25 protein-coding genes are annotated in these 24,341 nt (G+C 72.4%); 19 read left to right on the top strand and 6 right to left on the bottom strand.

The window, feature by feature from the left end; translation table 11 throughout:
* Window positions 1-127: 127 nt before the first annotated feature.
* Both ACN6LD_RS23905 and ACN6LD_RS23900 read left to right on the top strand, forming a co-directional pair.
* Window positions 128-595: a hypothetical protein gene (locus tag ACN6LD_RS23905; RefSeq protein ID WP_445044211.1), complete on the top strand. Its 468-nt coding sequence runs from the start codon at window positions 128-130 to the stop codon at window positions 593-595.
* Window positions 596-659: 64 nt separating this feature from the next.
* Window positions 660-1,223, top strand: a complete 564-nt coding sequence (locus ACN6LD_RS23900) for a precorrin-3B C(17)-methyltransferase (protein WP_445044210.1) — start codon at window positions 660-662, stop codon at window positions 1,221-1,223.
* A 22-nt stretch (window positions 1,224-1,245) separates the two neighbouring features.
* On the opposite strand, the gene ACN6LD_RS23895 is transcribed toward ACN6LD_RS23900, so the two are convergent.
* Together ACN6LD_RS23895 and ACN6LD_RS23890 are read right to left on the bottom strand one after the other, a co-directional pair.
* Complete coding sequence (locus ACN6LD_RS23895) at window positions 1,246-1,698, bottom strand: flavodoxin family protein (protein ID WP_445044209.1); 453 nt, start codon at window positions 1,696-1,698, stop codon at window positions 1,246-1,248.
* A gap of 190 nt (window positions 1,699-1,888) precedes the next feature.
* The gene (locus ACN6LD_RS23890) at window positions 1,889-2,197 is read right to left on the bottom strand and encodes a hypothetical protein (protein WP_445044208.1); all 309 of its coding nucleotides are present in this window, start codon (window positions 2,195-2,197) and stop codon (window positions 1,889-1,891) included.
* Between ACN6LD_RS23890 and ACN6LD_RS23885 the strand changes: the two genes are divergently transcribed.
* Window positions 2,196-2,504, top strand: a complete 309-nt coding sequence (locus ACN6LD_RS23885) for a hypothetical protein (RefSeq protein WP_445044207.1) — start codon at window positions 2,196-2,198, stop codon at window positions 2,502-2,504. The two genes, ACN6LD_RS23890 and ACN6LD_RS23885, sit on opposite strands and share 2 nt — an antisense overlap.
* Window positions 2,505-2,621: 117 nt before the next feature.
* On the top strand, window positions 2,622-3,749 hold the full coding sequence (locus ACN6LD_RS23880) for a LacI family DNA-binding transcriptional regulator (RefSeq protein WP_445044206.1): 1,128 nt from the start codon (window positions 2,622-2,624) through the stop codon (window positions 3,747-3,749).
* Between the two features lie 41 nt (window positions 3,750-3,790).
* On the opposite strand, the gene ACN6LD_RS23875 is transcribed toward ACN6LD_RS23880, so the two are convergent.
* The gene (locus ACN6LD_RS23875; RefSeq protein ID WP_319189565.1) at window positions 3,791-4,687 is read right to left on the bottom strand and encodes an alpha/beta hydrolase; all 897 of its coding nucleotides are present in this window, start codon (window positions 4,685-4,687) and stop codon (window positions 3,791-3,793) included.
* Window positions 4,688-5,093: 406 nt separating this feature from the next.
* Between ACN6LD_RS23875 and ACN6LD_RS23870 the strand changes: the two genes are divergently transcribed.
* From ACN6LD_RS23870 to ACN6LD_RS23830, 9 genes are all read left to right on the top strand, one after another.
* Window positions 5,094-5,468 (top strand): hypothetical protein, encoded by a 375-nt coding sequence (locus ACN6LD_RS23870; protein ID WP_057581147.1) that lies wholly within the window; start codon window positions 5,094-5,096, stop codon window positions 5,466-5,468.
* 228 nt (window positions 5,469-5,696) lie between these two features.
* The gene (locus tag ACN6LD_RS23865; RefSeq protein ID WP_319189563.1) at window positions 5,697-6,092 is read left to right on the top strand and encodes an ArsR/SmtB family transcription factor; all 396 of its coding nucleotides are present in this window, start codon (window positions 5,697-5,699) and stop codon (window positions 6,090-6,092) included.
* 173 nt (window positions 6,093-6,265) lie between these two features.
* Window positions 6,266-6,733, top strand: a complete 468-nt coding sequence (locus ACN6LD_RS23860) for a hypothetical protein (RefSeq protein ID WP_319189561.1) — start codon at window positions 6,266-6,268, stop codon at window positions 6,731-6,733.
* 408 nt (window positions 6,734-7,141) lie between these two features.
* On the top strand, window positions 7,142-8,587 hold the full coding sequence (locus ACN6LD_RS23855) for an ATP-binding protein (protein ID WP_445044205.1): 1,446 nt from the start codon (window positions 7,142-7,144) through the stop codon (window positions 8,585-8,587).
* On the top strand, window positions 8,584-9,006 hold the full coding sequence (locus ACN6LD_RS23850) for a roadblock/LC7 domain-containing protein (RefSeq protein WP_319189559.1): 423 nt from the start codon (window positions 8,584-8,586) through the stop codon (window positions 9,004-9,006). Before ACN6LD_RS23855 ends, ACN6LD_RS23850 begins: the two co-directional genes overlap by 4 nt.
* Complete coding sequence (locus ACN6LD_RS23845; protein WP_319189557.1) at window positions 9,003-9,368, top strand: DUF742 domain-containing protein; 366 nt, start codon at window positions 9,003-9,005, stop codon at window positions 9,366-9,368. Before ACN6LD_RS23850 ends, ACN6LD_RS23845 begins: the two co-directional genes overlap by 4 nt.
* Window positions 9,337-9,963 carry a GTP-binding protein gene (locus tag ACN6LD_RS23840; protein ID WP_445044204.1) on the top strand — a complete coding sequence of 209 codons (627 nt, stop codon included), beginning with the start codon at window positions 9,337-9,339 and terminating at the stop codon, window positions 9,961-9,963. The genes ACN6LD_RS23845 and ACN6LD_RS23840 overlap by 32 nt, the downstream gene beginning before the upstream one ends.
* Window positions 9,960-11,228 (top strand): cytochrome P450, encoded by a 1,269-nt coding sequence (locus tag ACN6LD_RS23835; RefSeq protein WP_445044203.1) that lies wholly within the window; start codon window positions 9,960-9,962, stop codon window positions 11,226-11,228. The genes ACN6LD_RS23840 and ACN6LD_RS23835 overlap by 4 nt, the downstream gene beginning before the upstream one ends.
* On the top strand, window positions 11,225-12,457 hold the full coding sequence (locus tag ACN6LD_RS23830) for a cytochrome P450 family protein (protein WP_445044202.1): 1,233 nt from the start codon (window positions 11,225-11,227) through the stop codon (window positions 12,455-12,457). The genes ACN6LD_RS23835 and ACN6LD_RS23830 overlap by 4 nt, the downstream gene beginning before the upstream one ends.
* 119 nt (window positions 12,458-12,576) lie before the next feature.
* Here the strand turns inward: ACN6LD_RS23830 and ACN6LD_RS23825 are convergent, their stop codons facing one another.
* Window positions 12,577-14,112: a helix-turn-helix domain-containing protein gene (locus ACN6LD_RS23825; protein WP_445044201.1), complete on the bottom strand. Its 1,536-nt coding sequence runs from the start codon at window positions 14,110-14,112 to the stop codon at window positions 12,577-12,579.
* Window positions 14,113-14,340: 228 nt separating this feature from the next.
* Between ACN6LD_RS23825 and ACN6LD_RS23820 the strand changes: the two genes are divergently transcribed.
* The 3 genes from ACN6LD_RS23820 (at window position 14,341) to ACN6LD_RS23810 (ending at window position 17,175) form a co-directional block, all read left to right on the top strand.
* Window positions 14,341-14,961: an L-threonylcarbamoyladenylate synthase gene (locus ACN6LD_RS23820; RefSeq protein ID WP_319189548.1), complete on the top strand. Its 621-nt coding sequence runs from the start codon at window positions 14,341-14,343 to the stop codon at window positions 14,959-14,961.
* A gap of 116 nt (window positions 14,962-15,077) precedes the next feature.
* Entirely contained in the window at window positions 15,078-15,833 is a 756-nt protein-coding gene (locus ACN6LD_RS23815) for a dienelactone hydrolase family protein (protein WP_319189547.1), read from the top strand.
* A gap of 112 nt (window positions 15,834-15,945) precedes the next feature.
* The gene (locus ACN6LD_RS23810; protein WP_415924861.1) at window positions 15,946-17,175 is read left to right on the top strand and encodes a glycoside hydrolase family 64 protein; all 1,230 of its coding nucleotides are present in this window, start codon (window positions 15,946-15,948) and stop codon (window positions 17,173-17,175) included.
* Window positions 17,176-17,240: 65 nt separating this feature from the next.
* Here the strand turns inward: ACN6LD_RS23810 and ACN6LD_RS23805 are convergent, their stop codons facing one another.
* The gene (locus ACN6LD_RS23805) at window positions 17,241-19,640 is read right to left on the bottom strand and encodes a M4 family metallopeptidase (RefSeq protein ID WP_319189543.1); all 2,400 of its coding nucleotides are present in this window, start codon (window positions 19,638-19,640) and stop codon (window positions 17,241-17,243) included.
* A 442-nt stretch (window positions 19,641-20,082) separates the two neighbouring features.
* Between ACN6LD_RS23805 and ACN6LD_RS23800 the strand changes: the two genes are divergently transcribed.
* The 3 genes from ACN6LD_RS23800 (at window position 20,083) to ACN6LD_RS23790 (ending at window position 23,605) form a co-directional block, all read left to right on the top strand.
* On the top strand, window positions 20,083-20,910 hold the full coding sequence (locus ACN6LD_RS23800) for an MHYT domain-containing protein (RefSeq protein WP_445044200.1): 828 nt from the start codon (window positions 20,083-20,085) through the stop codon (window positions 20,908-20,910).
* Window positions 20,911-20,994: 84 nt separating this feature from the next.
* Window positions 20,995-22,500, top strand: coding sequence for a metallophosphoesterase family protein (locus ACN6LD_RS23795; protein ID WP_445044199.1), 1,506 nt, complete (start codon window positions 20,995-20,997; stop codon window positions 22,498-22,500).
* A 70-nt stretch (window positions 22,501-22,570) separates the two neighbouring features.
* Entirely contained in the window at window positions 22,571-23,605 is a 1,035-nt protein-coding gene (locus ACN6LD_RS23790; RefSeq protein ID WP_319189538.1) for an LLM class flavin-dependent oxidoreductase, read from the top strand.
* Window positions 23,606-23,611: 6 nt separating this feature from the next.
* On the opposite strand, the gene ACN6LD_RS23785 is transcribed toward ACN6LD_RS23790, so the two are convergent.
* Window positions 23,612-24,341 (bottom strand): TauD/TfdA dioxygenase family protein (locus ACN6LD_RS23785; RefSeq protein ID WP_445044198.1); only part of this gene is annotated, 730 nt, incomplete at its 5' end.

Genomic DNA, 24,341 nt, shown 5'->3' with positions numbered 1-24,341 from the left:
GGGTGCGCCCGCACGACCGCTGACCCGTTCGAGTGGCCCTCCTCCGCTTCCCGTCGTAGCGTCGACAGCGCACCTCGCCGGGGCCAGGCACACAGCCGGGCCCCGGTTCGGGCGGCTGGGAGCCACGATGCGACACACGACGAGAACAACGGTCACGCTCTGTGCGGCGCTGGGCCTCACGGCGGCCGTCGGGTCGGCGGCGGCGACGCCTGCCGCCTCGCCGCCCGCGGCCCGTGCGGCCGCGGTCCGCCAGGCCACTGCACCGGTCCTGGTCGACTGCTTCTGGCACGCCCGGGTACGGCCCGGCAGCTTCCTCCTGGCGTGCGGCGACGGCAACAGCCGACTGGTCTCGCTGCACTGGAAGAGCTGGGGCGCGGACTCGGCGCGGGCCACCGGGGTCAACCTCGTCAACGACTGCGACCCGTACTGTGCGGCGGGCGCCTTCCACCGGTACGCCGTCGTGGTGAAGCTGGACCGGCCGCAGCAGTGGAAGAAGAACCCCCGGGTTCAGCACTACAGCCGGATCACACTGACCTACCCGGGCGACCGGCCGCAGCAGTTCGGACGCGTCGTCACCTACCCCCTGTGGAACTGACCCCGCGCTCACCCCGACGGCCCTGCCGCCCGACCGTGTCGTGGGCGCCTGCCATCATCCGTGGATGACACGGATACGGACACGGCGCCGCGTCGGCGCTGCGTTTCTCCTCGCTCTGCCCTTCCTCACGGCCGCGTGCGCTGATCCCTCGGCCGACCCCCGGGCGGCCGGTTCGCCCTCGGCTGCGGCCTCGGCCTCACGCTCGCCGAAGGGTTTCTGTCCGCCGCCGGAGGACACGCGGGCCGCTCCGTCGCCGTGCATCTCCGCCGACTGGGACCAGCGGGTCGCGGAGAACCACGCCTACCGTCGGCAGCAGCCGATCACCGCCGAGCAGGAGCGGGAGGCCCGGCCCCGGGCGAAGGCTCTCGCCGCGGTCCCGCAGAGGCTCGCGGCCGCCGGCACCACCGCGGACGCTCTGCGGACCGCCGCCGCCACGGCGCTCGGCCTGGAGCCGGACGAGATCGAGATCCAGGGCGTGGTCCTGAAGTCGTTGCACGACGTGCTCGTGGGCGGCGGCGAGGGCCGGGTGTGCGTCAACGGGACCGTGGACGGCAGCGGTCACGCCTCCGCCGAGGTCGTGGGCCGCACGCTCGATGGGACCTGCCTGCCCGGGCAGGGCGGTCACTGACGCACGACGCCGGTGCGGCCGGTCAGGCCATCAGGCCGGCCGCCACCGTCGCGCCCAGTTCCCAGCAGGCCGCCGCCTCCGCCTTGTCCGGTTCGCCGGTGACGGTGACCGGATCGGCCGCCCGACGCCAGCCGAGCCCCGTGGTGATGGCCTCGATCCCGCGCACCGCGCCGGTCACGTCGTTGCCGCCGTGCACGTAGTAGCCGAACGGACGGCCCCGGGTGGCGTCGAGGCACGGGTAGTAGATCTGGTCGAAGAAGTGCTTGAGCGCCCCCGACATGTAGCCGAGGTTGGCCGGGGTGCCCAGCAGGAAGGCGTCGGCGGCCAGGACGTCGGAGGCGGTCGCGGCGAGGGCCGCCCGCCGTTCGACGCGGACGCCCTCGATCTCGGGCGCCGTCGCCCCCGCGACCACTGCCTCGAACAGCGCCTGGCAGTGGGGCGAGGGGGTGTGATGGACGATCAACAAGGTGGGCACGACACATGACACTGCCCGCTTCCCCGACCCCGCCGCAAGCCGGGCGGGACCGACCCGGGGCCGGGACCGAAGCCGGGACCGGGACCGAAGCCGGGCCGCGCCTCGTCCGTCCCCGCGCTCCCGGCTCCTGCGCGCGTGAAGTCCCCGTACGGGGCGCCCCGGTTACGTTCGACGCCCTCCGGGCACTCTGTTACGACGACTGTCCGACTGTCGAGACACGGGGGTGCAGGGTGCTCGCTCGGAGCGCGGCGATGATGTGCGCGGCCGGTGTGCTGGTCCTGGTCGGCTGCTCGCCGGGGGACGACGGGCGCAACGCGGAGCCGGCGCACACGGCGTCCGTCACGGCGACCGCCGCCCCCGCCTCGTCGTCCGCCCCGCCCACGCCCTCCCCGTCCGCTTCTGCCCCGTCGGCCTCCCCCTCCCCTTCCGCGACTGCCGCCGCGTCTGCGCGTCCCTCGCCGGTGCCCGTCACCGGACCGGACCAGAAACTGGTGGTCATGACCGTCAGCGGTGGTTTCGCCGGGGTGAACCAGGAGGTCACCGTCCGGGGCGACGGAACCGTCCGTACCACCGACAAGGGCCGGCCCGCGGTGCACCGCACCACCGCGGCGCAGTTCACGCAGCTGCGCACGCTGCTCGGCGACCCCGCGCTCGACGACGTCCCCGCGTTCACGACGGACCTGGGCTCCGCGGACAGGTTCCAGTACGCCCTCCAGTTCGAGGGCCGCACGATCATGACGGACCGCTCCGCCGACGAGCCCGCGCTCGACCGTCTCATCGCCGCCCTGGAGAAGTGGCTGCCGTAGAACCCAGGCTCGCCCCGTGCACGCGCGGCCCCCGGCGCGCACCTGGTGGGCCTCGCTGCCGGCCGGCGCCCCGGGTCTGGCATCATCGGTTCGCATCCAAGGCCACAGGGGGACACCATGCAGCGGGCGACGGGACGAGGCGCAGCCTCCGCGACGCCGCGGAGCGTCGACGTGGCCCGCCTCGCCGGCGTCTCCCAGAAGACGGTGTCACGGGTTTTCAACGACGAGCAGTACGTCTCCGCGGAGGTTCGCCGACGCGTCCTCCAAGCCGCCGAAGAGCTCGGCTACCGGCGCAACAACGCCGCCCGGGCGCTGGCCTCCGGACGGACCCGGGCCATCGGCGTGGTGACGCTGGGCACCGCCCTCTACGGTCCCGCCTCCCTGCTCATGGGCGTCGAGCGGGCCGTCAGGGACACCGGATACGCGCTCCGTGTGGTCAACACGGTGGAAGGCGATCCCGCGGGCGTCGCAGGGGCGGTCGGCTCGCTCCTCGACCAGGGTGTGGACGGCATCGTCATCTCCGAACCGATCGACGAGCGGGGCGGCGGGGACACGCGGGACCGGAAGGAGCAGCCGAGCGCGGGGGACGAGCGGCGCCGCAAGGAGGCCGACGGCGACGACCGCCTCCGCGTCGACGTGCCCGTGCTGGTGCTCAGCGCACCGTCGCCCGTCGTCGCCCCCAGGGTGCTGACCGCGGGCCACCACGCCGACCGGATGGCCCGGGTCGCCACCGAGCACCTGCTGGCACTGGGGCATGCGACGGTCCATCATCTCGCAGGGCCGCAACGCTGGTACGCGGCGCGGGACCGGCTGGAGGGCTGGCGGACGGCACTGACGGCGCACGGCAGAACCGTGCCGCCGGTGGTCGAGGGCGACTGGTCCGCCGCGTCCGGGTACGCGGCGGGTCGTGCGCTCGCCGCGGACCGTGACGTCACCGCGGTGTTCGCCGCCAACGACGACATGGCGATCGGCCTGATCCGCGCGCTGACGGAGGCGGGCCTCCGGGTGCCCCAGGACATCAGCGTCGTCGGCTTCGACGACATCCCGGTCGCCGGGTTCGTGACGCCTCCCCTCACCACGGTGCCGCAGCGGTTCGACGCCGTGGCGCAGGAGGGCCTCAAGCGTCTCGTGCACGTCATCGAGAACCCTGACGCTCCGCCCCTGCCGGCGAGCGACCCGCCGGTCGACCTGGTCGTCCGCGCCTCCACCGCGGCCCCGTCCACCCGGCGAAGCCCCGCCCGCTGACCGGCCGGCGTTCATCGGCGGCCGGACGAGCCGCGGTCGCGTCAACCGGCGGCCAGCGCCGAGCGCAGCGTGGCGGCCATCAGCGCGATGGCCTCCTTCGCCGCCGGCACGGGGCCCGTGTGGGTGAAGTAGTGGTCGACGTCCGCGAACACGCGGTGGGTGACGGGCACCCCCGCGGCCTCCAGAGCCTTGGCGTAGGCGTCGCCCTCGTCGCGGAGGCGGTCGTTCTCCGCGACGACGACCAGGGCGGGCGGCAGCCCGGCGAGGTCGTCGGCCAGGCCCGGCGAGACGAGCGGGTCGGCGCGATCGGCCGGATCGGGCACATAGGCGCCGGTGAAAGCGCGCATGAGCCACGGCGTGAGCAGCGGCTTGTCCGTGCGGGCCGTCTTGGCCGCCGGGTCGGTCACCATGTCGAGCGGCGCGGAGTCGATGATCTGCAGGCGCGGTGAGAAGGCGCCGCGGTCCCGGGCCGTGCGGCACACCGCGGCGGTCAGGTTGGCGCCCGCGCTGTGGCCTCCGACGGCCAGCCGGGACCCGTCCCAGCCGTGCGCCTCGCCGTTCTCGGCGACCCACGCGGTCACGTCGTAGGCCTGGATGACGGCGGCGGGGTACGGCCGCTGCGGGGCGACGGCGTAGTCCACGTTGATCACGACGCAGCCGGCCGTGGCGGCTATGCAGCGGCACAGATGGTCGTCCTGCTCCGCCCGCGCCACGACGAAGCCGCCGCCGTGGAAGTTGACGTACACCGGGGCCGGCGGGCCGGCGACGACCGGTGGCCGGTAGACGGTGCAGTCCACCGGCCCGGCGCCGGTCTCCACCCGGAGCGTCTGCGTGCTCCCGGGCACGTCGGAGAAGCGCAGATCCTTGTGCACGCGGGACATCACCCCGCCGAGCAGCAGTTGGACGGCCCTGGCCTGGATGCGGGGGCTGAGCGGCATGGTCGGTCCCGTTCTCGCGGTGCGGAATCGGCGATCGGCATCATCCGATCGACAGGATTCCTGTCAATGGAGGTACATCCTGCACCCGGGCGGGCGAGCGCGCCACCCTCCGGGCGGAGCAGTCCGGGCACCGAGCCCCGGCCGCCGCCGCGATCGATCTTCGTTCGGCCTTCGATCGGCCTTCGATCGGCCTTCGACCGGCGTCGAGAACACGTTCCCACCGCTCACCGCGCAACCGTTCAATTGCCTTGCTCTCGCAGTCAATTGCGTACAGAGACCTTCGCGTTGCGAAGCCACTTGAGCCAGTCCCGGAGCATGTCACCCGGTAGGAGGACGACCTTCGTACGGTCGGTGCACCAGGGGAGCCGGAGGAGTCCGGACCCGCGCAACCGGCAGGAGAAGCGCCATGGCGAACGTGGAGATCTCGATGAAGGAGACGATGACGGCGATCGAGGGGGCATTGGGGGTCGCCGTCGTGGACTACACCAGCGGCATGGCACTCGGCACGCTCGGCGGAGGCAAGGATCTCGACCTGACCGTCGCCGCGGCCGGGAACACCGACGTGATCCGCGCCAAGGTGCGCACCATGGATCACCTGGGGCTCAAGGGCGAGATCGAGGACGTCCTGATCACCCTTGCGAACCAGTACCACCTCATCCGGCTGCTCAAGGGCCGTGGCGGCAGTGGCTTGTTCATGTACCTGGTGCTGGACCGCGAACGGTCCAACCTGGCGATGGCCCGCCACCAGCTCAAGCGGATCGAGGCCGAGCTCGAGGTCTAGTCGGCCGGACACCCGGACCTCACGGGCGGACGGCCGCGGCTTCGCACACCCTCGAATTGAAGATGTCTTCATCTCGACACATCCAGATCAGCGCATCACACGGGTGTGCGGAGCCCGCAACCACCAGGATCGAGGCGCGGCACGTCGCGCGCGGCGGCGCACGGACAGCCGGGCGGCCGCCGCGCCCTCGAGATCCACCCCACCGAACACGGCAGGGAGCGAGCGACCATGCAGGTTCCCCTCTACCAGGCGAAGGCCGAGTTCTTCCGCATGCTCGGACACCCCGTGCGGATCAGGGTCCTCGAACTGCTGCAGAACGGACCCGTCGCCGTGCGGGACCTGCTCGCCGAGATCGAGATCGAGCCCTCCAGCCTCTCCCAGCAACTGGCGGTTCTGCGCCGGTCGGGGATCGTCGTGTCGATCCGGGAGGGCTCGACGGTCAGCTACGCGCTGGCGGGCGGCGACGTGGCCGAACTGCTGCGGGCCGCACGCCGCATCCTCACCGAACTCCTCGCCGGGCAGAACGAGTTGCTGGCCGAGCTGCGCCAGTCCGAGCAGCCGCTGCCGGTGCCCCACGGCCGAGCGGGGCTGCCCGTGCCGCAGGGCGGCGCCGGACGGACCTGACAGCCCGGAGCCCCGAACCGAACAGCGGCGCGGAGCTCGAACGAAACACACCGAAACGCCACGGTCCGCCACCCCTTCCGCCACGTAGAAATATCTACAAGCATGCATATGCCGGGCGGCATGCGGTCGCCGGTGGAGTCACACGGAGCCGACATGAGCGATGCGATGCCGACATGATCGATGCGATGTGGATGCGCGGCGTGGAGTGGCTCGCCGCCGCCGCGACGGATCCGCGGTCGTGCAAGCGGGAATGGGACCAGGGCGACGGCATCACGCTGCTCGAAGCGGGCCGATACTGGGACGTGCTGAGCGTCCCCGACCGGCTGGGGCTGCTCACCCTGGACCTGCTGTGGCAGGCCTCGCGACCCACACCGGGGCCCACGCTCGTGGACACCGCAGCCCACCGCGTCGGCTTCTTCCTGCCCCCCGACCCCGGCAGCCGCTGGATCGGGGCCGGACTGCGGCACGCCGGCCGGGGCTCCTGGGTCGCGGTGCCCCCGCCGTACCGGGCCGCCCGGTTCCTGGAGTGGTTGGTCCCGCCGGACGGGAGCGGTGCGCTGCACGCGCCGGCCACCCTGGAACTGGCGCTGCGTCAGGCCAACGGCACACTGGCCGTGCTGAGACCGGTGTGCGGGCCCTAGCCGTATCGACCCGCGGCGTTGTCGACGCGGCTGATCGGGGGCCGGCCTCCGAGTGTCGTGCGCCTGGTGCGCTCACCGGAGCGGGTGAGCGCAGCCGCGCTCGACGGTCCGCACGAAATCCCGCCCGCATCCGGCCCCGCACCCGTCCCGCGGCAGCACCACGGTACCGCTGCACCACTGCACGACCGCCGGACGACCGCGGAACGAGGGCCAACTCCATTACTGCGTACGGCAATTCCGACAGTCGACGCAGAAGCGAACAGAAGCCGGGCGCTTTGGGTGCGAAGTCTCGCTCGACGGTGCAGGATCGATCAAGGACGGTGTGTACTGTGCTGCGAGTGCACGTTCGAGCACCGAACGCGCGCCCGCCCCGCAACCGACGACGCCCGACCCCTCTGGACCGAATCGATGATCGAATTGCCGGACCTGGTGACCGGCGGCCTGACCGCCGGCACGCTGTCCGCGCTCGCCCTGGCCGGCGGGCTGCTGCGCGCGCGACGGAACCAGGCCCGGCAGCGGGCGGAGATCGCCGCGCTGCGCACCCGACTCGACGGCTCTCTCAAGGCGTTCACGGCGGAGGTGGAGCACCTGGCGACCCGGCGCGTGCCCGCCGCCGCCCGCCGGGTCGCCCATCCGCACGTCGCCGATCCCGGCCCTCTCCAACCGCTCACCGCCGGCACCCCGCTGGGCATCGCCCTGGAGAACGTGGTGCTGGCGCTGCAGGCCGAGACAGCCGCCCAGCGCACATCCGTCGACGCCGCGGCGCAGGCCGGGATGCGCGGAGCCGTCCGGGAGATCCAGGCGGCCCTGTACCGGCTGCAGGACGCCTTGCGCGGACTGCAACAGCGCTATGACGAACCGGAGTTGGCACAGACCCTGTTCCGGCTCGACCACGAGAACGAGCAGTCGCTGCGGCGCGCGCAGGTCACCGCCGTGGTGTGTGGGGCCTGGGTCGGGCTGGCCCGCGAGGAGTCCCACCTGGTGGACGCGGTGACCGGCGGCCAGGCCCGGCTCGCCGGCTATCACCGGGTCCAGGTCCACAACCACCTCGAGCCCGGCACCGCCCTGGTCTCGCACGCCGTCGAACCGGTCGCCATCATCGTCGCCGAGCTGCTCGACAACGCTCTCCGGCACTCCGCTCCGGACACCGACGTCGTGGTCGGTCTGCAGCATGTGCACCACGGTGTGTGCGTCACCGTGGACGACGCGGGCCTCGGCATGACCCGGGACGAACGCGAGCGCGCCCAGCGGCTGGTGGCAGGCGACGAGCCCATCCTGCTGACCGAACTCGGCGACCCGCCCCGCATGGGACTGGCCGCGATCGGCCGGCTGACCCGCCAGTTCGACCTGGGCGTGGACGTCTCCTCGGCCTCCCCGTACGGCGGTGTGCGGGCGGTGCTGCGGGTCGACACCCACCTCCTCAGCCACCTCGACCCGGCCGAGCGGCCGCCGGCCGCGAGCGCCCCGCGCACGACACGCACCGCGCGCAAGGCCCTCCCCGACCCTCCCGGCCGCTCCCACGCGTACGGCGCCGAGACCGGCGTACCGGAACGGGAGCCGGCGCCGGGACACCACGAGCCGCAGGACGTGGACGACGGCCTGCCGCAGCGCAGACGCCGCACCCGGTCCGCGGCTCCGACGCCGGCGCCGACGCCGGAGCGGACGTCGGACCGGGCTCCTGGGCGTCGTCCGGCGCGCAGCCCGGAGGAGGCCGCCGCCGCACTCGGCGCACTGCAGTCCGGCACTGCGGCGGCCCGCGCCGCCGCGCGGGACACGCCCGCCGACCACACCGACGACACCGACCACACCGACCACACCGACCACACCGACGACGAAGGGGGAGCGGCCCGATGACCAGCCGCAACACGGGCGACACGGCATGGGTGCTGGAACCGGTCCTGCAGGTGCCGCACGTGGTGGCCGCCGTCATGCTGACCCGGGACGGGCTCGTGACCGGATACACCGACGCCCTCTCCCAGCCGTCGGCCGAGCGGGTGGCCGCCATCACCAGCACTGTGCAGGGCGCCTGCCGGACCGCGGCGGCCGCGTTCGCCGACCGTGAGACGGCCGACGTACGGCAGATCGTCATCGAGTCGGACCACGGATACGTGCTGATCGTGCCGACCGACCACGGCACCTGTGTGGCCGCCTACGGCGACGGCGAGGTGCGGCTGGACCTGCTGGCGCACCGGGTGCACTCCCAGGTGGCCCGACTGGGCGAGAAGGCGATGACAGCCGCGTCCCGAGGAGCCGACGACAACCCGCCGGCATGACCGGACGCCCGGGCGGCCGTCCTCTGGTTCCCGCGTATCTGTCGACCGGCGGTGTCGCCCGGCCCAGCCGTCCCCACCTGGAGCGGCTGTCGGTGCTCGCCCGTACCGACGCACCGCTGCCCGCCGGGCTCCACGCCGCCGAACTCGCCCTGCTGGACATCCTGGAGGACGGTTCCCTGGCCGTGGTGGAGGCGGCGGCGCTGCTCAGACTGCCGTTCTCCGCGGTGCGGGTGCTGGCCGCCGGTCTCGTCGACCGGGACCTGGTCCTCGCCCGTGCGCCGATCCCGCCCGCGGAACGGTTCGACCCCGACCTGCTGAAGAGAGTGGCCGATGGCCTCCGCGCCCTCAAACACCGCGCCTAGCGCCGGCGGACCCGGCGCCGTCCATCTCCCCGACACCGCCCGCGACCTGGTGAAGATCCTGGTGGCGGGGCCGTTCGGGGTGGGCAAGACGACCCTGATCGACTCGGTCTCCGAGATCCGCCCGCTGCACACCGAGGAGCCCCTCTCCGAGGCGTCCTCGCAGGTGGACGACCTGGACGGGGTGCGGGAGAAGGCGACGACCACCGTCGCCATCGACTTCGGCCGGATCAGCCTGCCCGGCGACGTCGTGCTGTACCTGTTCGGCACGCCCGGGCAGGAACGCTTCCGGAGCCTGTGGGACGACATCGCCTACGGCGCGCTGGGGGCGCTCGTCCTCGTCGACAGCCGCCGGCTCGACGCCTCGTTCGACGTGCTGGGGCTGGTGGAGGAGAGCGGGCTGCCGTACGCGGTCGCCTTCAACGCCTTCCCGGACGCGCCCCGTCACCACGGTGAGGAGCGGCTGCGCCGGGCGCTGGACCTGGAGCCCTCGACCCCGCTGGTCACCTGCGACGCCCGGGACGCCGGCTCCTCGATCGACGCGCTGCTCGCGCTCGTGGACCATCTGATCGGCCGTGACCCCGTGGAGGCCCGGTGACCGCCCGTACCCCGGACCGGATCGACTTCGCCCGCTCCGTGCCCGTGCGGCTGTGGGAGGACGGCTTCGCGCCGGACCCGCAGCGCTACTACGCCGCGCTCCGCGCCCAAGGCCCCGTCGGCTGGGCCGAGTTGGCGCCGGGGATTCCGGCCTACGTGGTCACCGACCGGCGGGCGGCGCTGGACGTCCTGCACGACCAGGAGACGTTCTCGCACGACCCGCGGGCGTGGGAGGCGACCGTCCCCGACGACGCGCCCGTGCTGGGCATGATGCGGTGGCGGCCCAACGCCCTGTTCGCCGACGGCCCGGCGCATCTGCGCTACCGGACCACTCTCATCGACGTCTTCGACCTGGTGGAACCGCACGACCTGCGTGGACGGGTGCACCGGGCGGTGCGGCTGCTGGCCGAGCGCATGGGCCCGCACGGCGAGGCCGATCTCGTCGCGGACTTCGCGCGCCCGCTGCTGGCTCTGGTGCTCAACGACCTGTTCGGGCTGCCGGACAGCCAGGGCGACCGGCTCAACGAAGGTCTGGGCAAGATGATGGAGGGCGGCGCGCAGGCCGCCGAGGGCGAGGCGCAGTTCGCCCAGTACGTGCTGGAGCTCATCGCGGCCAAGGCCGAGAAACCCGGCGACGACCTGCCCAGCCGGCTGCTGGAACACCCGGCCGGGCTGACCCGGGAGGAGGTCACCTGGCAGGTGTTCCTCACCCTCGGGGCGGGGTACGAGCCGACCGCGAACCTGCTCTCCAACACGCTGTCCCGGGTGCTCGGCAACCCGGCGTACTACTCCACCCTCACCAGCGGCGCCCGGCCGGTGATGGACGCAGTGGTGGAGGTGCTGCACCACGAGACGCCGCTGGCGAACTACGGCATCTACTACGCGCGCAAGCCGGTGGCCTTCCACGGGGTGTGGCTGCGCGACGCGGTGCCTGTGGTCGTGTCGTACGGGGCGCTGGGGCTCCCCCACGGCACGGACGGCGCCCCGGCCGACGAGCGGACGGCGTCCGGCGGGCGGCATCCGCACGACGCCTCGCACCTGTCGTGGGGGGCCGGACCGCACGCCTGCCCGGTCAGACAGCACACCCTGCTGCTCGTCACCGAGGCGATCGAACGGCTCACCCAGTGGCTGCCGGACCTCGATCCCGTCGTGGCCCGTGACCGGCTCGCCTGGCGGCCGGGGCCGTTCCACCGCTCGCTGACGGCACTGCCCGTGCGTTTCAGCCCCCGCTCCCCCGCTTCCGACCCCTCAGGAGTCCGTTCGTGACCGTGACCGACCGCATCGTCCTCGACCCGTTCGGCGCCGACGTGCACGCCGAGAGCGCCCGGCTGCGCGCCCTCGGCCCGATCGTGCCCGTCGAGCTGCCCGGCGGCATCCCCGCGTGGGCGCCCACGGGGTACGACACCCTCAAGGCGCTGATCCTGGACCCGCAGGTCAGCAAGGACCCGCGGCGGCACTGGCGGCAGTGGCCGGAACTGGGCGAACACCCGTCGTGGGGCTGGATCCTGGGCTGGGTCGGCGTCGTCAACATGCTCTCCACGTACGGCGCCGACCACGCCCGGCTGCGCAAGCTGGTGGCGCCGAGCTTCACCCACCGGCGCACCGAGTCGCTGCGGAAGCGGGTGGAGGCGATCACCGCGGAGCTGCTCGACACGCTGGAGGAGCGCGCCGGGAACGGCGCCGTCGTCGATCTGAGGGCCGAGTTCGCGCATCCGCTGCCGATGCGGATCATCTGCGAACTCTTCGGCGTCCCCGAGGAGTTGCGGGACGCCACCGGACGGCTCATCGCGGCGATCATGGACACCTCCGATCCGAGTCCGGAGCACGCCGCATTCGTTCAGGAGCAGATCGGCACGGTGCTGGGCTCGCTCATCGCCCACAAGAGCGAGCACCCCGGCGACGACATGACGACCGACCTGATCCGGGTGCGCGACGAGGGCGGCGACCGGCTCAGCGACGAGGAACTGCTGTACACGCTGCTCCTGGTCATCGGCGCCGGCTTCGAGACGACGGTGAACCTCATCGGCAACGCGGTGGTGGCGCTGCTGCGCCGGCCGGAGCAACTGGCGGCGGTGCGACGGGGCGAGATCGGCTGGGACGGCGTGGTGGACGAGACGCTGCGGCTGTACCCGTCGATCGCGACGCTGCCGCTGCGGTTCGCCGTGAGCGACCTGTTGGTGGGCGACGTGACGATCCCGGCCGGGGACGCCATCATCACGACGTACGCGGCGGCCAACGTGGACCCGGTCCGGTACGGGGCGGACGCGGAGACTTTCGACGCGGCGCGCGCCGCGGACGACCATCTGGCCTTCGGCATCGGGGTGCACCGCTGCATCGGCTCGCCGCTGGCACGGATGGAGGCGCTGACGGCGCTGCCCGCGCTCTTCGACCGGTTCCCCGGGATGCGACTGCACGAGGCGGACGGGGAGCTCCGGCAGGTGCCGTCGTTCATCGCGAGCGGCTGGCAGGAGATCCCGGTCCGGCTGCGGGACTGACATCGCCGCGGGGTGCGACCGGACCCCCGTGCCGGTCGTACCCCCACGGCTCCTGAGAAACTACGGGGCGGTGGGCGGCTTGGGAATCGCATCGGTGCCCGCTCACGGGGCCGCAGGACTCACCTGTGCACAGATGAGTCCGGATGGCCCGATTCCGCCGGGTGTCCGCTTCCGTGCAGGTCCGGCTGATCGAGGTCACCGGCCGCGACATGGGCGAGGACGACCTCGTAGAGGTCGCTGCCCGTGACGAGCAGCTGGCGTTCGAGGACGGGCTCGGCACTGCGGACGTGCTCGCGGACCGTCTGCGCGTGGACGCCCAGCAGGTGGGCGGCCCGCTCGGCGTTGCCGCCGGCCGCGATCCAGGACCGCAGGGTGCCGCGCAGATCCCGGCCGTCGGAGTCGAGGCGGGCCAGCAGCTCCAGCGCCCAGGCGCGCAGCGGGGGCCCGGTCAGCAGTTCGCCGAGCCGCACCGGGGTCGCCGGGGCGCCCGCCGGGTCCTCGGCGATGCCGAACTGGTGGTGGAGGGCGAGGTGGACGACGGCCCGGACGGTGAGGTCGGAGAAATCGGCGCGCAGCAGGTGCTCGACGCGCTCCATGCGGGCGCGGACCGTGTTGCGGCTGACGCCGAGCACCTTCGCCGCGTTGACGGCCGTGAACTCCAGGCCCAGCCGGGTGGTGGCGAGGAGTTCCGCTCGGGTGTGGTGCGGCAGGGTGTCCAAGGGGCGCAGCAGGCGGGTCGTCCAGGTGCGCAGCACGTCGGGGTCCATGAGGCGCTCGGGGCGGGTGCGCTCGGCGTAGGAGGCCGTCCTGCCGGGGCGGAAGCGGGCCACGGCCAGGGCGCTGACGGCCTGTCCGTAGGCGGTGGCGGTGCGGGCGAGGCTCTGCCGGGCGCTGCCGCCGAGGAACGCCCCGGGGCGGTCGGCGCACAGCGCGCGCAGGTCGGGCCCTGCGGCGTCGTCCGGGACGACGACGATGACATGCCCGTCCATGGCGGGGCAGCGTACGACGAGGGCATCCTCGCGGGTCGCCGCGAGACAGGCCGCGGCGAGGCCGTCGCGCTCCTCGGGGGTGGTCTCGACGACGTACACGCAGGCGGTGTCGGCGTCCAGGAGACGGGGCCACAGGCCGGCGGCGACCCGGCGGGCGGCGACGACGTCCTCGACCATGAGCAGCTGCAGGACGGCCAGCCGGAGGTCGGCGGTGGCGCGGGCCAGACGGTGTCCGGTCGCCGCGGTCTCCTGCGTCCGCAGAAGGACTTCGAGGACGCTCACGGTGTGCGCGACGATGTCGGAGGCGCGTCGGTCGAAGGGGTTCGTCCGGCTCACCGTCAGCACTCCGACGGGGGCGGTCCCCGGGAGTCCGACCCGGATCAGGCGCACGGAGCGGCCCTCGCCCTCCCAGGCGGCGGAGGCGAGGCGGCCGTCGGCGATGTCGGCCGCCAGGGCCTCGTCGACGGGGATGTGCGGCCCGACGACCAGGACGCCGTCGCCGTCGCGCAGGGAGACGGACGCCTCGACGGTCCCCGACAGCCACTCGACGAGCCTCGGGACGTCGCGTCCGGTGGGGCGCAGATGCTCGAGGAGTGCCTGGGCCCACCCCGGTCCGGCGTCGTCCGGCGCGCCCGAGCGGAGGTTGTCGTCGTCCCGGCCGGCCATGTCGGCGCTCTCCTCGTCCTTCGGGGCCCGCGCGGGCCGAACCAGTCATATCGGTCGGGGACGTTACCTCACCGGTGCCGGACGGGCGGTGCGGGAGAGGAGCCGCACGGATCGGGGCGTCCGCGTCCGCCGCGGAGTCCGCGGCTCCCGGCCGGCCGGGACGACCGGGCGGGGCGGGGCGGCGGCCCTGCGCGGGCCCCCGTCGCGCGGACGGCATAAGCTCGGCCAATGGCGAAGTACTACGACGTGCACCCCGACAACCCCCAGCCGCGCACCATCTCCCAGGTCGCGGCCGCCATCCGGTCGGACGCGCTGATCGCGTACCCGACGGATTCCTGCTACGCGCTGGGCTGCCGGCTGGGCAGCAAGGACGGCATCGACCGGATCCGGGCCATCCGCGATCTGGACGACCGGCACCACTTCACCCTCGTGTGCCAGGACTTCGCGCAGCTCGGCCAGTTCGTGCGGGTGGACAAGGACGTGTTCCGGGCGATCAAGGCCTCGACGCCCGGCAGCTACACCTTCATCCTCCCGGCGACGAAGGAGGTGCCGCGCATGCTCCAGCATCCGAAGAAGAAGACGGTGGGCGTGCGCATCCCCGACCACGTGGTCACCCAGGCGCTGCTCGCCGAGCTCGGTGACCCCCTGCTGTCCAGCACCCTGCTGCTGCCCGGCGAGGACGAGCCGATGACCCAGGGCTGGGAGATCAAGGACCGGCTCGACCACGTGGTGGACGGCGTGCTCGACTCCGGCGAGTGCGGCACCGAGCCCACGACCGTGATCGACTTCTCCGAGGGCGAGGCCCAGATCGTCCGGTACGGGGCGGGCGACGCCTCCCGGTTCGAGTAGCGGTCCCGCGCCGGGGCCCTCGAAGGCGGATGGATGGCGCGTGCAACGATGGGCGCGCCCGGCCTCACCGGGCCGACCGCACCTTCGTCGCCGTGCATCGCGTTGAGGAGCCCCCCATGACCTCCGTACAGGGAACAGCACTGGACATCCGCACCGAGGACGGCGTGGCCGACGCCTATCTGGCGTATCCGGACGACGGCGTGCCCCGCCCCGGCGTCCTGCTCTACCAGGACGCGTTCGGCCTGCGTCCGCAACTGCGGGCGATGGCCGACCGGCTGGCCGAAGCCGGCTACGCGGTGCTGGTTCCCAACCTGTTCTACCGTCACGGACCCGCTCCCGTGATGGAATTGCCCGCGTTCATCGACCCCGCCGCGCGGCCGGAGATCTTCGAGACGCTGTACCCGCTTGTGCTGGCCCTCACCCCGGAGTTGATCGTCCGGGACGCCGAGGCGTATCTGCGGTGGATGGAGCAGAGCGCGCTGGTCGCGGACGGCCCGGTCGCGGTGACCGGATACTGCATGGGCGCCCGGCTCGTCCTCGCGACCGCCGGCGCGCACCCGGACCGGGTCGCGGCGGCCGCGGGTTTCCACGGCAGCCGTCTCGTGACCGACGCGCCGGACAGCCCTCATCTGGCCGCCGGGCGCATCACGGCCGAGGTCTACTTCGGCCACGCCGACGACGACCCGGGTCTGCCGCCCGAGCAGATCGAGCGCTTCGAGGAGGCCCTCACCGCGGCCGGGGTCCGGCACACCTGCGAGGTCTACTCCGGAGCCCCGCACGGGTACACGCAGGCCGACACGTCGTCGTACGACGAGGAGGCCTCGGAGCGGCACTGGGCCGCGCTGCTGGATCTGCTGAAGCGGACCCTCTGACGCTCCGCCGATCGACCGGGACGCCTGTGGCCGGGGCCGGCCGCGGGCGTCCTCTTTTGCGGAAATCGTTGACATGGGCACAACCCGGTGCCACGTTGAGAGCGCTCTCAACATGGTACGGACCAACCCCACAGGCCTACCCGCACGGAGGTGGAGAGTGCTCACAAGGATCGCCCTCAGACTGGTGGGAGCCGTCGCCCTCGTCGGCGCGCTGCTCACCCTCGGCCCACCGGCCGGGGCCGCCGTCCCCGACACCCTTCCTCTGAAGATCACCAACAACTCGGGCCGCGCCGAACGGCTCTACGTCTACAACCTCGGCACCCTCCTCTCGAGCGGGCGACAGGGCTGGGCGGACGCGGGCGGCGGCTTCCACGCATGGCCCGCCGGGGGCACGCCCCCGACCCCGGCCCCCGACGCGTCGATCGCCGGCCCCGCGGCCGGCCAGTCCGCCACGATCCGCATCCCCAGGTTCTCCGGTCGGATCTACTTCTCCTACGGCCGGAAACTCGACTTCAGACTCACCACCGGCGGGCTGGTCCAGCCGGCCGTGCAGAACCCCGCCGACCCCAACCGGAACATCCTGTTCAACTGGTCGGAGTACACGCTCGACGACTCCGGACTCTGGCTGAACAGCACTCAGGTCGACATGTTCTCCGCCCCGTACGCGGTCGGTGTGCAGCGGGCCGACGGCAGCACGCTCAGCACCGGACATCTCAAAGCGGGCGGCTACAACGGGTTCTTCAACGCCCTGCGCGGGCAGCCCGGCGGCTGGGCGAACCTCGTCCAGACCCGCTCCGACGGCACGGTCCTGCGCGCCCTCTCGCCGCTGTACGGAGTGGAGACCGGCGCCCTCCCCGCGAACGTCATGGCGGACTACGTCAACCGCGTCTGGCAGAAGTACGCCACGACGACGCTGACCGTCACCCCGTTCGCCGACCAGCCGGGCACGAAGTACTTCGGCCGGGTCTCGGGCGGGGTATTGAACTTCACCGACTCCTCCGGAGCGGTCGTGACCAGCTTCCAGAAGCCGGACGCGGCCAGCATCTTCGGCTGCCACCGACTGCTGGACGCCCCCAACGACGCCGTGCGCGGACCGATCTCCCGCACCCTGTGCGCGGGCTTCAACCGCTCCACCCTGCTGGTGAACCCCAACCAGCCGGACACCACGACGGCCGCCTTCTACCAGGACGCGGTGACCAACCACTACGCCCGCAAGATCCATGCGCAGACGGCCGACGGGAAGGCGTACGCGTTCGCCTTCGACGACGTCGGGCAGCAGGAGTCCCTCGTCCACGACGGCTCGCCGCGCCAGGCCTACCTGACGCTCGACCCGATGAGCTGAGCGGACACGCCGACGTCCCGCACACGGAGGGAGCCCGTGTGCGGGACGTCGTCAGCGGGGGCGGATCAGCCGGTGGTGACGGCGGTGTCGTCCACCACGAAGCTGGTCTGCAGCGAGGAGTCCTCGACGCCGGAGAACTTCAGCGTCACGGTGGAGCCCGCGAAGGACCCGAGGCTGAAGGACTTCTGCACGTACCCGGAGGCCGCGTTGAGGTTGGAGTACGTGGCCAGCGTGGTGGACCCGGCGGTGACCGTCAGCTTGTCGTACTGGGAGCTGGTGGTGGTCTCGGCCGTGTCGACGTGCAGGTAGAAGGTGAACGTGGTGTTGGTGCAGCCGCTCGGGATCGTCACCGACTGCGAGAGCGTGTCGGTGTGGGTCGAGCCGTAGCCGTCGAGCCAGGCCTTGTAGGAACCCGTGCGGGCGGCCTGGCTGCTGGAGGTGGTGATGACGCCGCTGGACGCCGTCCAGGTGGTGTTGCCCGACTCGAAGCCCGCGTTGCCCAGCAGCTGCGTGGCGGTGCAGCCGCCGCCGGTGGCGCTGACCGTCCAGGTGAAGGACGCGGTGCCGGTGGCGCCGGTCGAGTCGGTCACCGTGACGGTGGTGCTGGAGGAGCCGGCCGTGGTCGGCGTGCCCGAGATCAGACCGGTCGAGCTGTTGATCGACAGGCCGGCGGGCAGACCGGTCGCCGCGTAGGTCAGGGAGCCGCTGTTGGTGCTGCTCGCCGAGATCTGCAGGCTCACCGCGGTGCCGACCGTGGCGGTGCGGCTGCCCGGATTGGTGACGGTGACGCCCGTCGACGGGACCGTGATGTGGCTGCCGACGTTGATGCCGGCGAACGCGTTGCCCACCCCGGCGTACTGGGTGGAGCTGGAACCGTACAGCGCCGCAGCCGCGTTGAGGGCGGCGGTGCGGGCGCCCGCGTAGTTGGTGCTGGACGTCATGTACGTCGTCAGCGCCTTGTACCAGATCTGCAGTGCGGCGGCCCGGCCGATGCCCGCGACGGCGACGCCGTCCGAGGTCGAGCTGTTGTAGGTCACGCCGTTGATCGTCTTGCTGCCGCTGCCCTCGGAGAGCAGGTAGAACATGTGGTTCGCCGGACCCGACGAGTAGTGCACGTCGAGGTTGCCGACGCCGGAGTACCAGCTGTCGGCGGAGCCGCCGTCCTTGCTGGGCTTGTCCATGTACCGCAGCGGCGTGCCGTCGCCGTTGATGTCGATCTTCTCGCCGATGAGGTAGTCGCCCACGTCGGAGGAGTTGTTGGCGTAGAACTCGACGCCGGTGCCGAAGATGTCGGAGGTGGCCTCGTTGAGGCCGCCGGGCTCGCCGGAGTAGTTCAGTCCGGCCGTGTTCGAGGTGACGCCGTGGCTCATCTCATGGCCCGCCACGTCCAGCGAGGTCAGCGCGTGGGTGCTGCCGGTGCCGTCGCCGTAGGTCATGCAGAAGCAGTCGTCGTCCCAGAAGGCGTTGACGTACGCCGTGCTGTAGTGGACGCGCGAGTAGGCGGCGACGCCGTCGTTCTTGATGCCGCTGCGCCCGAAGGTGTTCTTGTAGAAGTCCCAGGTGACCTGGGCGCCGTAGTGGGCGTCGACGCCTGCGGTCTGCGTGTTGGAGCCGGAGCCGGTGCCCCAGGTGTCGTCGGCGTCCGTCATCAGGGTGCCCGTGCCGGACGTGCCGTTGTTGAGGCTGTACGTCTTGTGCGTGCCGCGCGTGGTGTCGTTCAGCTGGTACGTCGAACCGGACAGCGTGGTGCCGATGGAGACCGTGCCGCTGTACTGGCTGTTGCCGGTGCCGGTCTCGACGCCCTCGAACTGGCCGAGCTTCGCGCCGGTGACGGCGTCGGTGACGACGTGCAGCTTGCTCGGGGTGCCGTCGTCCTGGAGGCCGCTGACCACGGTCTCCCAGGCGAGCTTCGGCGTGCCCTCCGCGGCCCAGACCACCTTGCGGGCGCTCTGTGCCGCCGGGGCCTTCGCGTCGAGCGCCTTGGCGGCCGTCAGGGCCTTGGCCTGCGCCGCGGCCTTGCTGTACGTCGCGGTGGTGGACCCGACGGAGACGGTGCGGCGGTTGTTGTTGAAGGTCGTGCTCACCGTGCCGACGGCCAGTGAGGCCGGGGGCGTGTGCACGACGAGGTCGCCGCCGAGGACGGGCAGACCGGCGAAAGTACGCTCGTAGCGCGTGTGCACGGTGCCGTCGTTGTCCTTGACGACGTCCTTGACGACCAGCTTCTCCTGGGCTCCGAGGCCGAGCGTCTCGGCTGTCTGCGTCGTCCTCGCCTCGGCCCCCCTGATCAGCGTGGCGCGCTGGGCGGGCGTCAGGTCTGCCGGCAGGCCGCCGGTGCGCACAGGAGTGGGGTGGGGGGCTGCGGGCTTCGCGGCCGCCGGGACCGTCGAGACGCCGACGGCCAGGAGGGCGGCGGTGGAGAGCAGGGCCGCTCCGACCGCGGTCCGCTTGCGGGGGTTGGGTCTCACTCGTTCTCCTACTGCTGCGGCCGTGGGGAACGGCCGGTGACAGACCGGACAGACGGGTGTGCTGTCCGGGACGAGCTGCGCTGGGCTGTGCGGGACCGTGCGCCGATGAAGGCAACGTGCCGCCGGTGTGCGGCGGTTGGCCAGGAGAATGACAGGCTTGTCAGTGGCATGTCAGCTACAGCGGGACGCTTCGAGGGTTATCCCTCGGTGCCCGAGCAGCCCAGGGCGTCCCGACCCCGAAGAACTGTGAACGACCTGTGCGTTCACTGGGAAGACGCGCGCACACTCAGGGCCGGAGCGACGCGACGGCCGTGCGGGCTGTCGACGGCGGCCGCCCTCCCCCGGCAGGCTCGAAACCGACTTGCCGCGAAAGCTTGCGCCCACGCCGCCTTACCCGTAGACATTCCTCCACGAACGTCCGTCACTCTGGGGGGAGTTGGCGATGGAAGGCACCATCGACGGGTTCCGGTACGGGGCGGTGACCCCGGCGGCCGCCTTTGTGATGGCCTGCCTGGGCGGGGCCCTGGGGCTGCGCTGCATCGTGCGGACGCTGCTCAACCCCGCGTCCTTCAAGCCCGGATGGCTGGCGCTGGGCGCCGCGTCGATCGGCTGCGGCATCTGGACGATGCACTTCATCGCCATGATCGGCTTTCAGGTGGCGCAGACCCGGGTCGGCTACCACGTCGGCCTGACGGTCCTCAGCCTCGCCGTGGCGGTCGTGGTGGTCGGCGTCGGAGTGTTCATCGTCGGCTACCGCGGCGCGGGCCGCGCGGCGCTGTCACTCGCGGGCGCCGTCACCGGCCTCGGGGTCGCCGCCATGCACTATCTGGGCATGGCGGCCATGCAGCTCAACGGGGTCGTCTCGTACGCCCCGTTCACCGTGGCGCTCTCGGTGGTGATCGCGGTGGCCGCCGCGACCGCCGCCCTGTGGGCCGCCGTCACGACCCGCGGGTTCCTGACCAGCCTCGGCGCCAGTCTGGTGATGGGCCTGGCCGTGTCGGGCATGCACTACACGGCCATGGCCGCGGTCAGTGTCCACGTGCACGACACGACGGCGTCCTGGACCGGCGACACCGCGACCTCGCTGCTGCTGCCGATGCTCATCGGTCCGGTGATCTTCCTGCTGCTGGCCGGTGTGGTGGTGATGTTCGATCCGCTGCTCGTGCTGGGCGACGGCGAGTGGAACCGGCCCGCCCGGTCGGCCCGGACCGGGGCGCCCTCGCAGCCGGCCGAACGCCCGGCGACCGTCCGGTCGTGGAGCCGTGAGTGAACGGCCGCCCGCGCCCGCCGCGCACGACGTCGTCGCCGGTCACCCGACTGCCGCCGTGCGGTGGATCATTGCTACGGTTCACCGGTGTCTGACTCCTCACGCGATACCGCCGAAGGCGCCGGCTGGGGCGGTGCCGACCGCGGCGCGTACCGGCAGCTCATGCCGGGCCGGGTCGAGAAGATCTCATGGCTGAACCCCCGGCTCCTGTGGGCCGCCCGCAACGGGGTGCTCGCCTCCTGGCTGGGCGATCCCACGGGTCGTACCCGCAGTCGTCTGGTGGCGCAGCGCACGGCGGCCGGCGCACCCGCCGACAAGGTGATCAGGAGGGAGGACGCGGACCGCTTCTCCTTCATGGTCATCGGCGACACGGGCGAGGGCGACGATCCCCAGTACGCCGTGGTGCCAGGCTTTCTGAGGGCGAGTCAGGGCACCTCCTTCGCCGTCCTGGCCAGTGACGTCATCTACCCGGTCGGCAGCGCCGACGACTACGGCCCCAAGTTCTTCCGCCCGTACCGCGACTACCGGTCCCCCATTTACGCGATACCGGGCAACCACGACTGGTACGAGGACCTCGGCGGTTTCATGCGGGCCTTCTGCGGTGACGCCCCGGCCCTGCCCGCCGAGCCCGCCGCACGTCCCCTGACCCGTGCGTGGCTGCGCTCCCTGCTGTGGCACCGGCCGCGCGCGCACGACGGCCGGCGGCTCGACGAGGCCCGCGCGCTGCGGTCCGGGCCGGGGCAGCAGGCCGTGCAGCCCGGGCCGTACTGGGCGATCGACGCGGGCCCCGTGCGGATCATCGGCATCGACACCGGCCTCCTCGGCGTCCTCGACGCCGAACAGGGCGCGTGGCTGCGCGAGGCGTCCCGGGGTCCGCGGCCGAAGATCCTCGTCACGGGCTCGCCCCTGTACGTCGACGGCGAGCACCACCCGTGCCCCGTCGAAGGGGGCGGCACCGTCGACGACATCGTGAGCGCGCCGGAGCACCACTACGTGGCCGCGATAGGCGGTGACATCCACAACTACCAGCGGTATCCCGTGCGTCTGGCGGACGGCCGGACCCTGCAGTACGTCGTCGCCGGCGGCGGGGGCGCCTTCATGCACGCCACGCACACCATTCCGCGGGTGTCCGTCGCCGGCGTCACCGAGCAGGACTTCCGCTGCTATCCGCTGCGCGGCGACTCCCTGGCGTTCTACAGCAGGCTCTACGGACGGCGGCTGAGGCTGCGGCGCTTCTTCGCCCTCACCGAGGAGGAGGCGCAGGCGGTCGTCGCGGAACGCCTGGGCATCCCGCCGACGCGCGCGCCGGGTCCGCAGGTCCGGGTGACGCCCCGGATCCGGCTGCTGGCCGGCCTGCTGGGGACGGGGAGCCGCCCGGAACGCCGCAGGCGGTTCCGGCTGCCGGTACGCAAGATCTACACGCAGTTGTTCTCGCCGAGCTCGGTGACGTACAGCCCACCGTTCTTCAAGTGCTTCCTGCGGCTTGACGTCACACCGGAGTCGGTGCGGCTGCGCTGTTTCGCGGCCACCGGCAACCTCGCCCAGGAACTGAACCCGCCGGTCGAGGACGAGGTCACGATCCCGCTGGTGTGAAGAGCCGCCTGCGACAATCGGCGCACACCGCTGTACGGCCGTGCACGCCGTCGGACCATGGAGGAGCCCCGTGTCGTCGACCCCTCGCCCCTTGCGCAAGCTGGGCTTCCTGACCATCGGGCTGTTCGACGGGGACGACCCCGGCCGGGGCCACGAGACCACGCTCGAGATCATCGAACTCGGCGAGCGGCTCGGGTTCGACAGTGCGTGGGTGCGTCACCGGCACCTGCAGTACGGCATCTCCTCCCCCGTCGCCGTCCTGGCGGCCGCGTCGCAGCGCACCCGGCGTATCGAGCTCGGCACCGCGGTCATCCCGCTGGGCTGGGAGAACCCGCTGCGGCTCGCGGAGGATCTGGCCACCGTCGACCTCCTCTCCGCGGGCCGACTCAACCCGGGTGTGAGCGTGGGCCCGCCGATGCATTACGAGCAGGTCAGGGAGGCCCTGTACCCCGACACCTCGGACGCGGAGGACTTCGGCTACGAGCGGGTGCGACGGCTGCTGGACTTCGTGCGCGGCAAGCCTGCCACCGACTTCAGCGGGGTGGAGGGCTTCGAGGTGTTCTCGGACCGGGTGCAGCCGCAGTCCCCCGGTCTGGGCCGCCGTCTGTGGTACGGCGGCGGCAGCCTCGGTTCGGCGCGGTGGGCCGGGGAACACGGCATGAACTTCCTCACCAGCAGCGTGGTGAAGGCCGAAGGGCCCGACGACGCACGGGACTTCGCCGAGATCCAGCTGTCCCACGTCCAGGCCTTCCGAGCGGCCCACCCCGACGGGGCTGCGGCCCGTGTCTCGCAGGGGCTCGTGGTCATCCCCACCGACTCCGCCTCACCTCGACAGCGGGAGAAGTACGAGGAGTTCGCGGCGAAGCGGCTCCCCCGTACGACCTCCCCGCAGGGACCGGCCCGACTGCTCTTCGCCCCGGACCTGGTGGGCACATCGGACGAGATCGCCGAACGCCTGCACGCCCACGCCGCGTTCCGCGAGATCGACGAGGTGGCCTTCGCCCTGCCGTTCGCCTTCGGGCACGAGGACTACGTGCAGATCCTGACCGACATGGCGACGAAGCTCGGTCCGGCGCTCGGGTGGCGGCCCGGCGCCGGAGTCTGAACAGCCTCACCAGCGGCCCGGCTCGGTTCCCGTCACCGCCTCGGACGGTCGGCCGTCCACCCCGACGGGGACCTCGCCGGTGAGCATCACCCGGTGCATGGTGCGCGGGAAGCGCAGATGCGCGTTGTCGCTCGGCGCGAGATGGATGGTGGCGCGGTTGTCCCAATAGGCCACGCTGCCCGGCTCCCAGCGGAAGCGGACCGTGTACTCGGGGCGGGTCGCCTCCTCCAGCAGCATGTCCAGGATCGCCCGGCTCTCCGCGCGGGAGAGGTCGGTGATCTGCTCGAGGTAGTAGCCGTTGACGTACAGCACGCGCTCGCCTGTCTCCGGGTGAACGCGTACCAGGGGGTGCACGGAGGCGACCTGGTGGTCGAGGAGGTGGCGGACGTAGGCGTCGTCGCCGGGGCGGGGCTGGTAGCCGACGCCGAGCCGGTGCTCGGCGCGCAGCCCGGCCACGAACTCCCGTACCGGCGCGGAGAGTCCGGCGTGGGCCGCCGCCAGGTTGGACCAGGTCGTGTCGCCGCCGTAGGGCGGCACGGTCTCGGCGCGCAGGATCGTCGCGGCCGGCGGGTCGATACGGGCCCCGTGGTCGCAGTGCCAGCCACGCAACAGGGTGTGGCGTCGGCGGCGGAGCCACTCCTCGTGCTCCATGCCGAACCTGCCGCCCAGTTCGAGCCGGTCGGCCGTCGTCTCGATCTCCGGGAAGTCCGGCGGTGAGGCGCTGCCGCGCCGGCGC

The organism is Streptomyces sp. SAS_272 (assembly GCF_052543235.1).
Note: the sequence above shows the minus strand (reverse complement) of the source record. Positions and strands in the feature narration are given on the sequence as shown.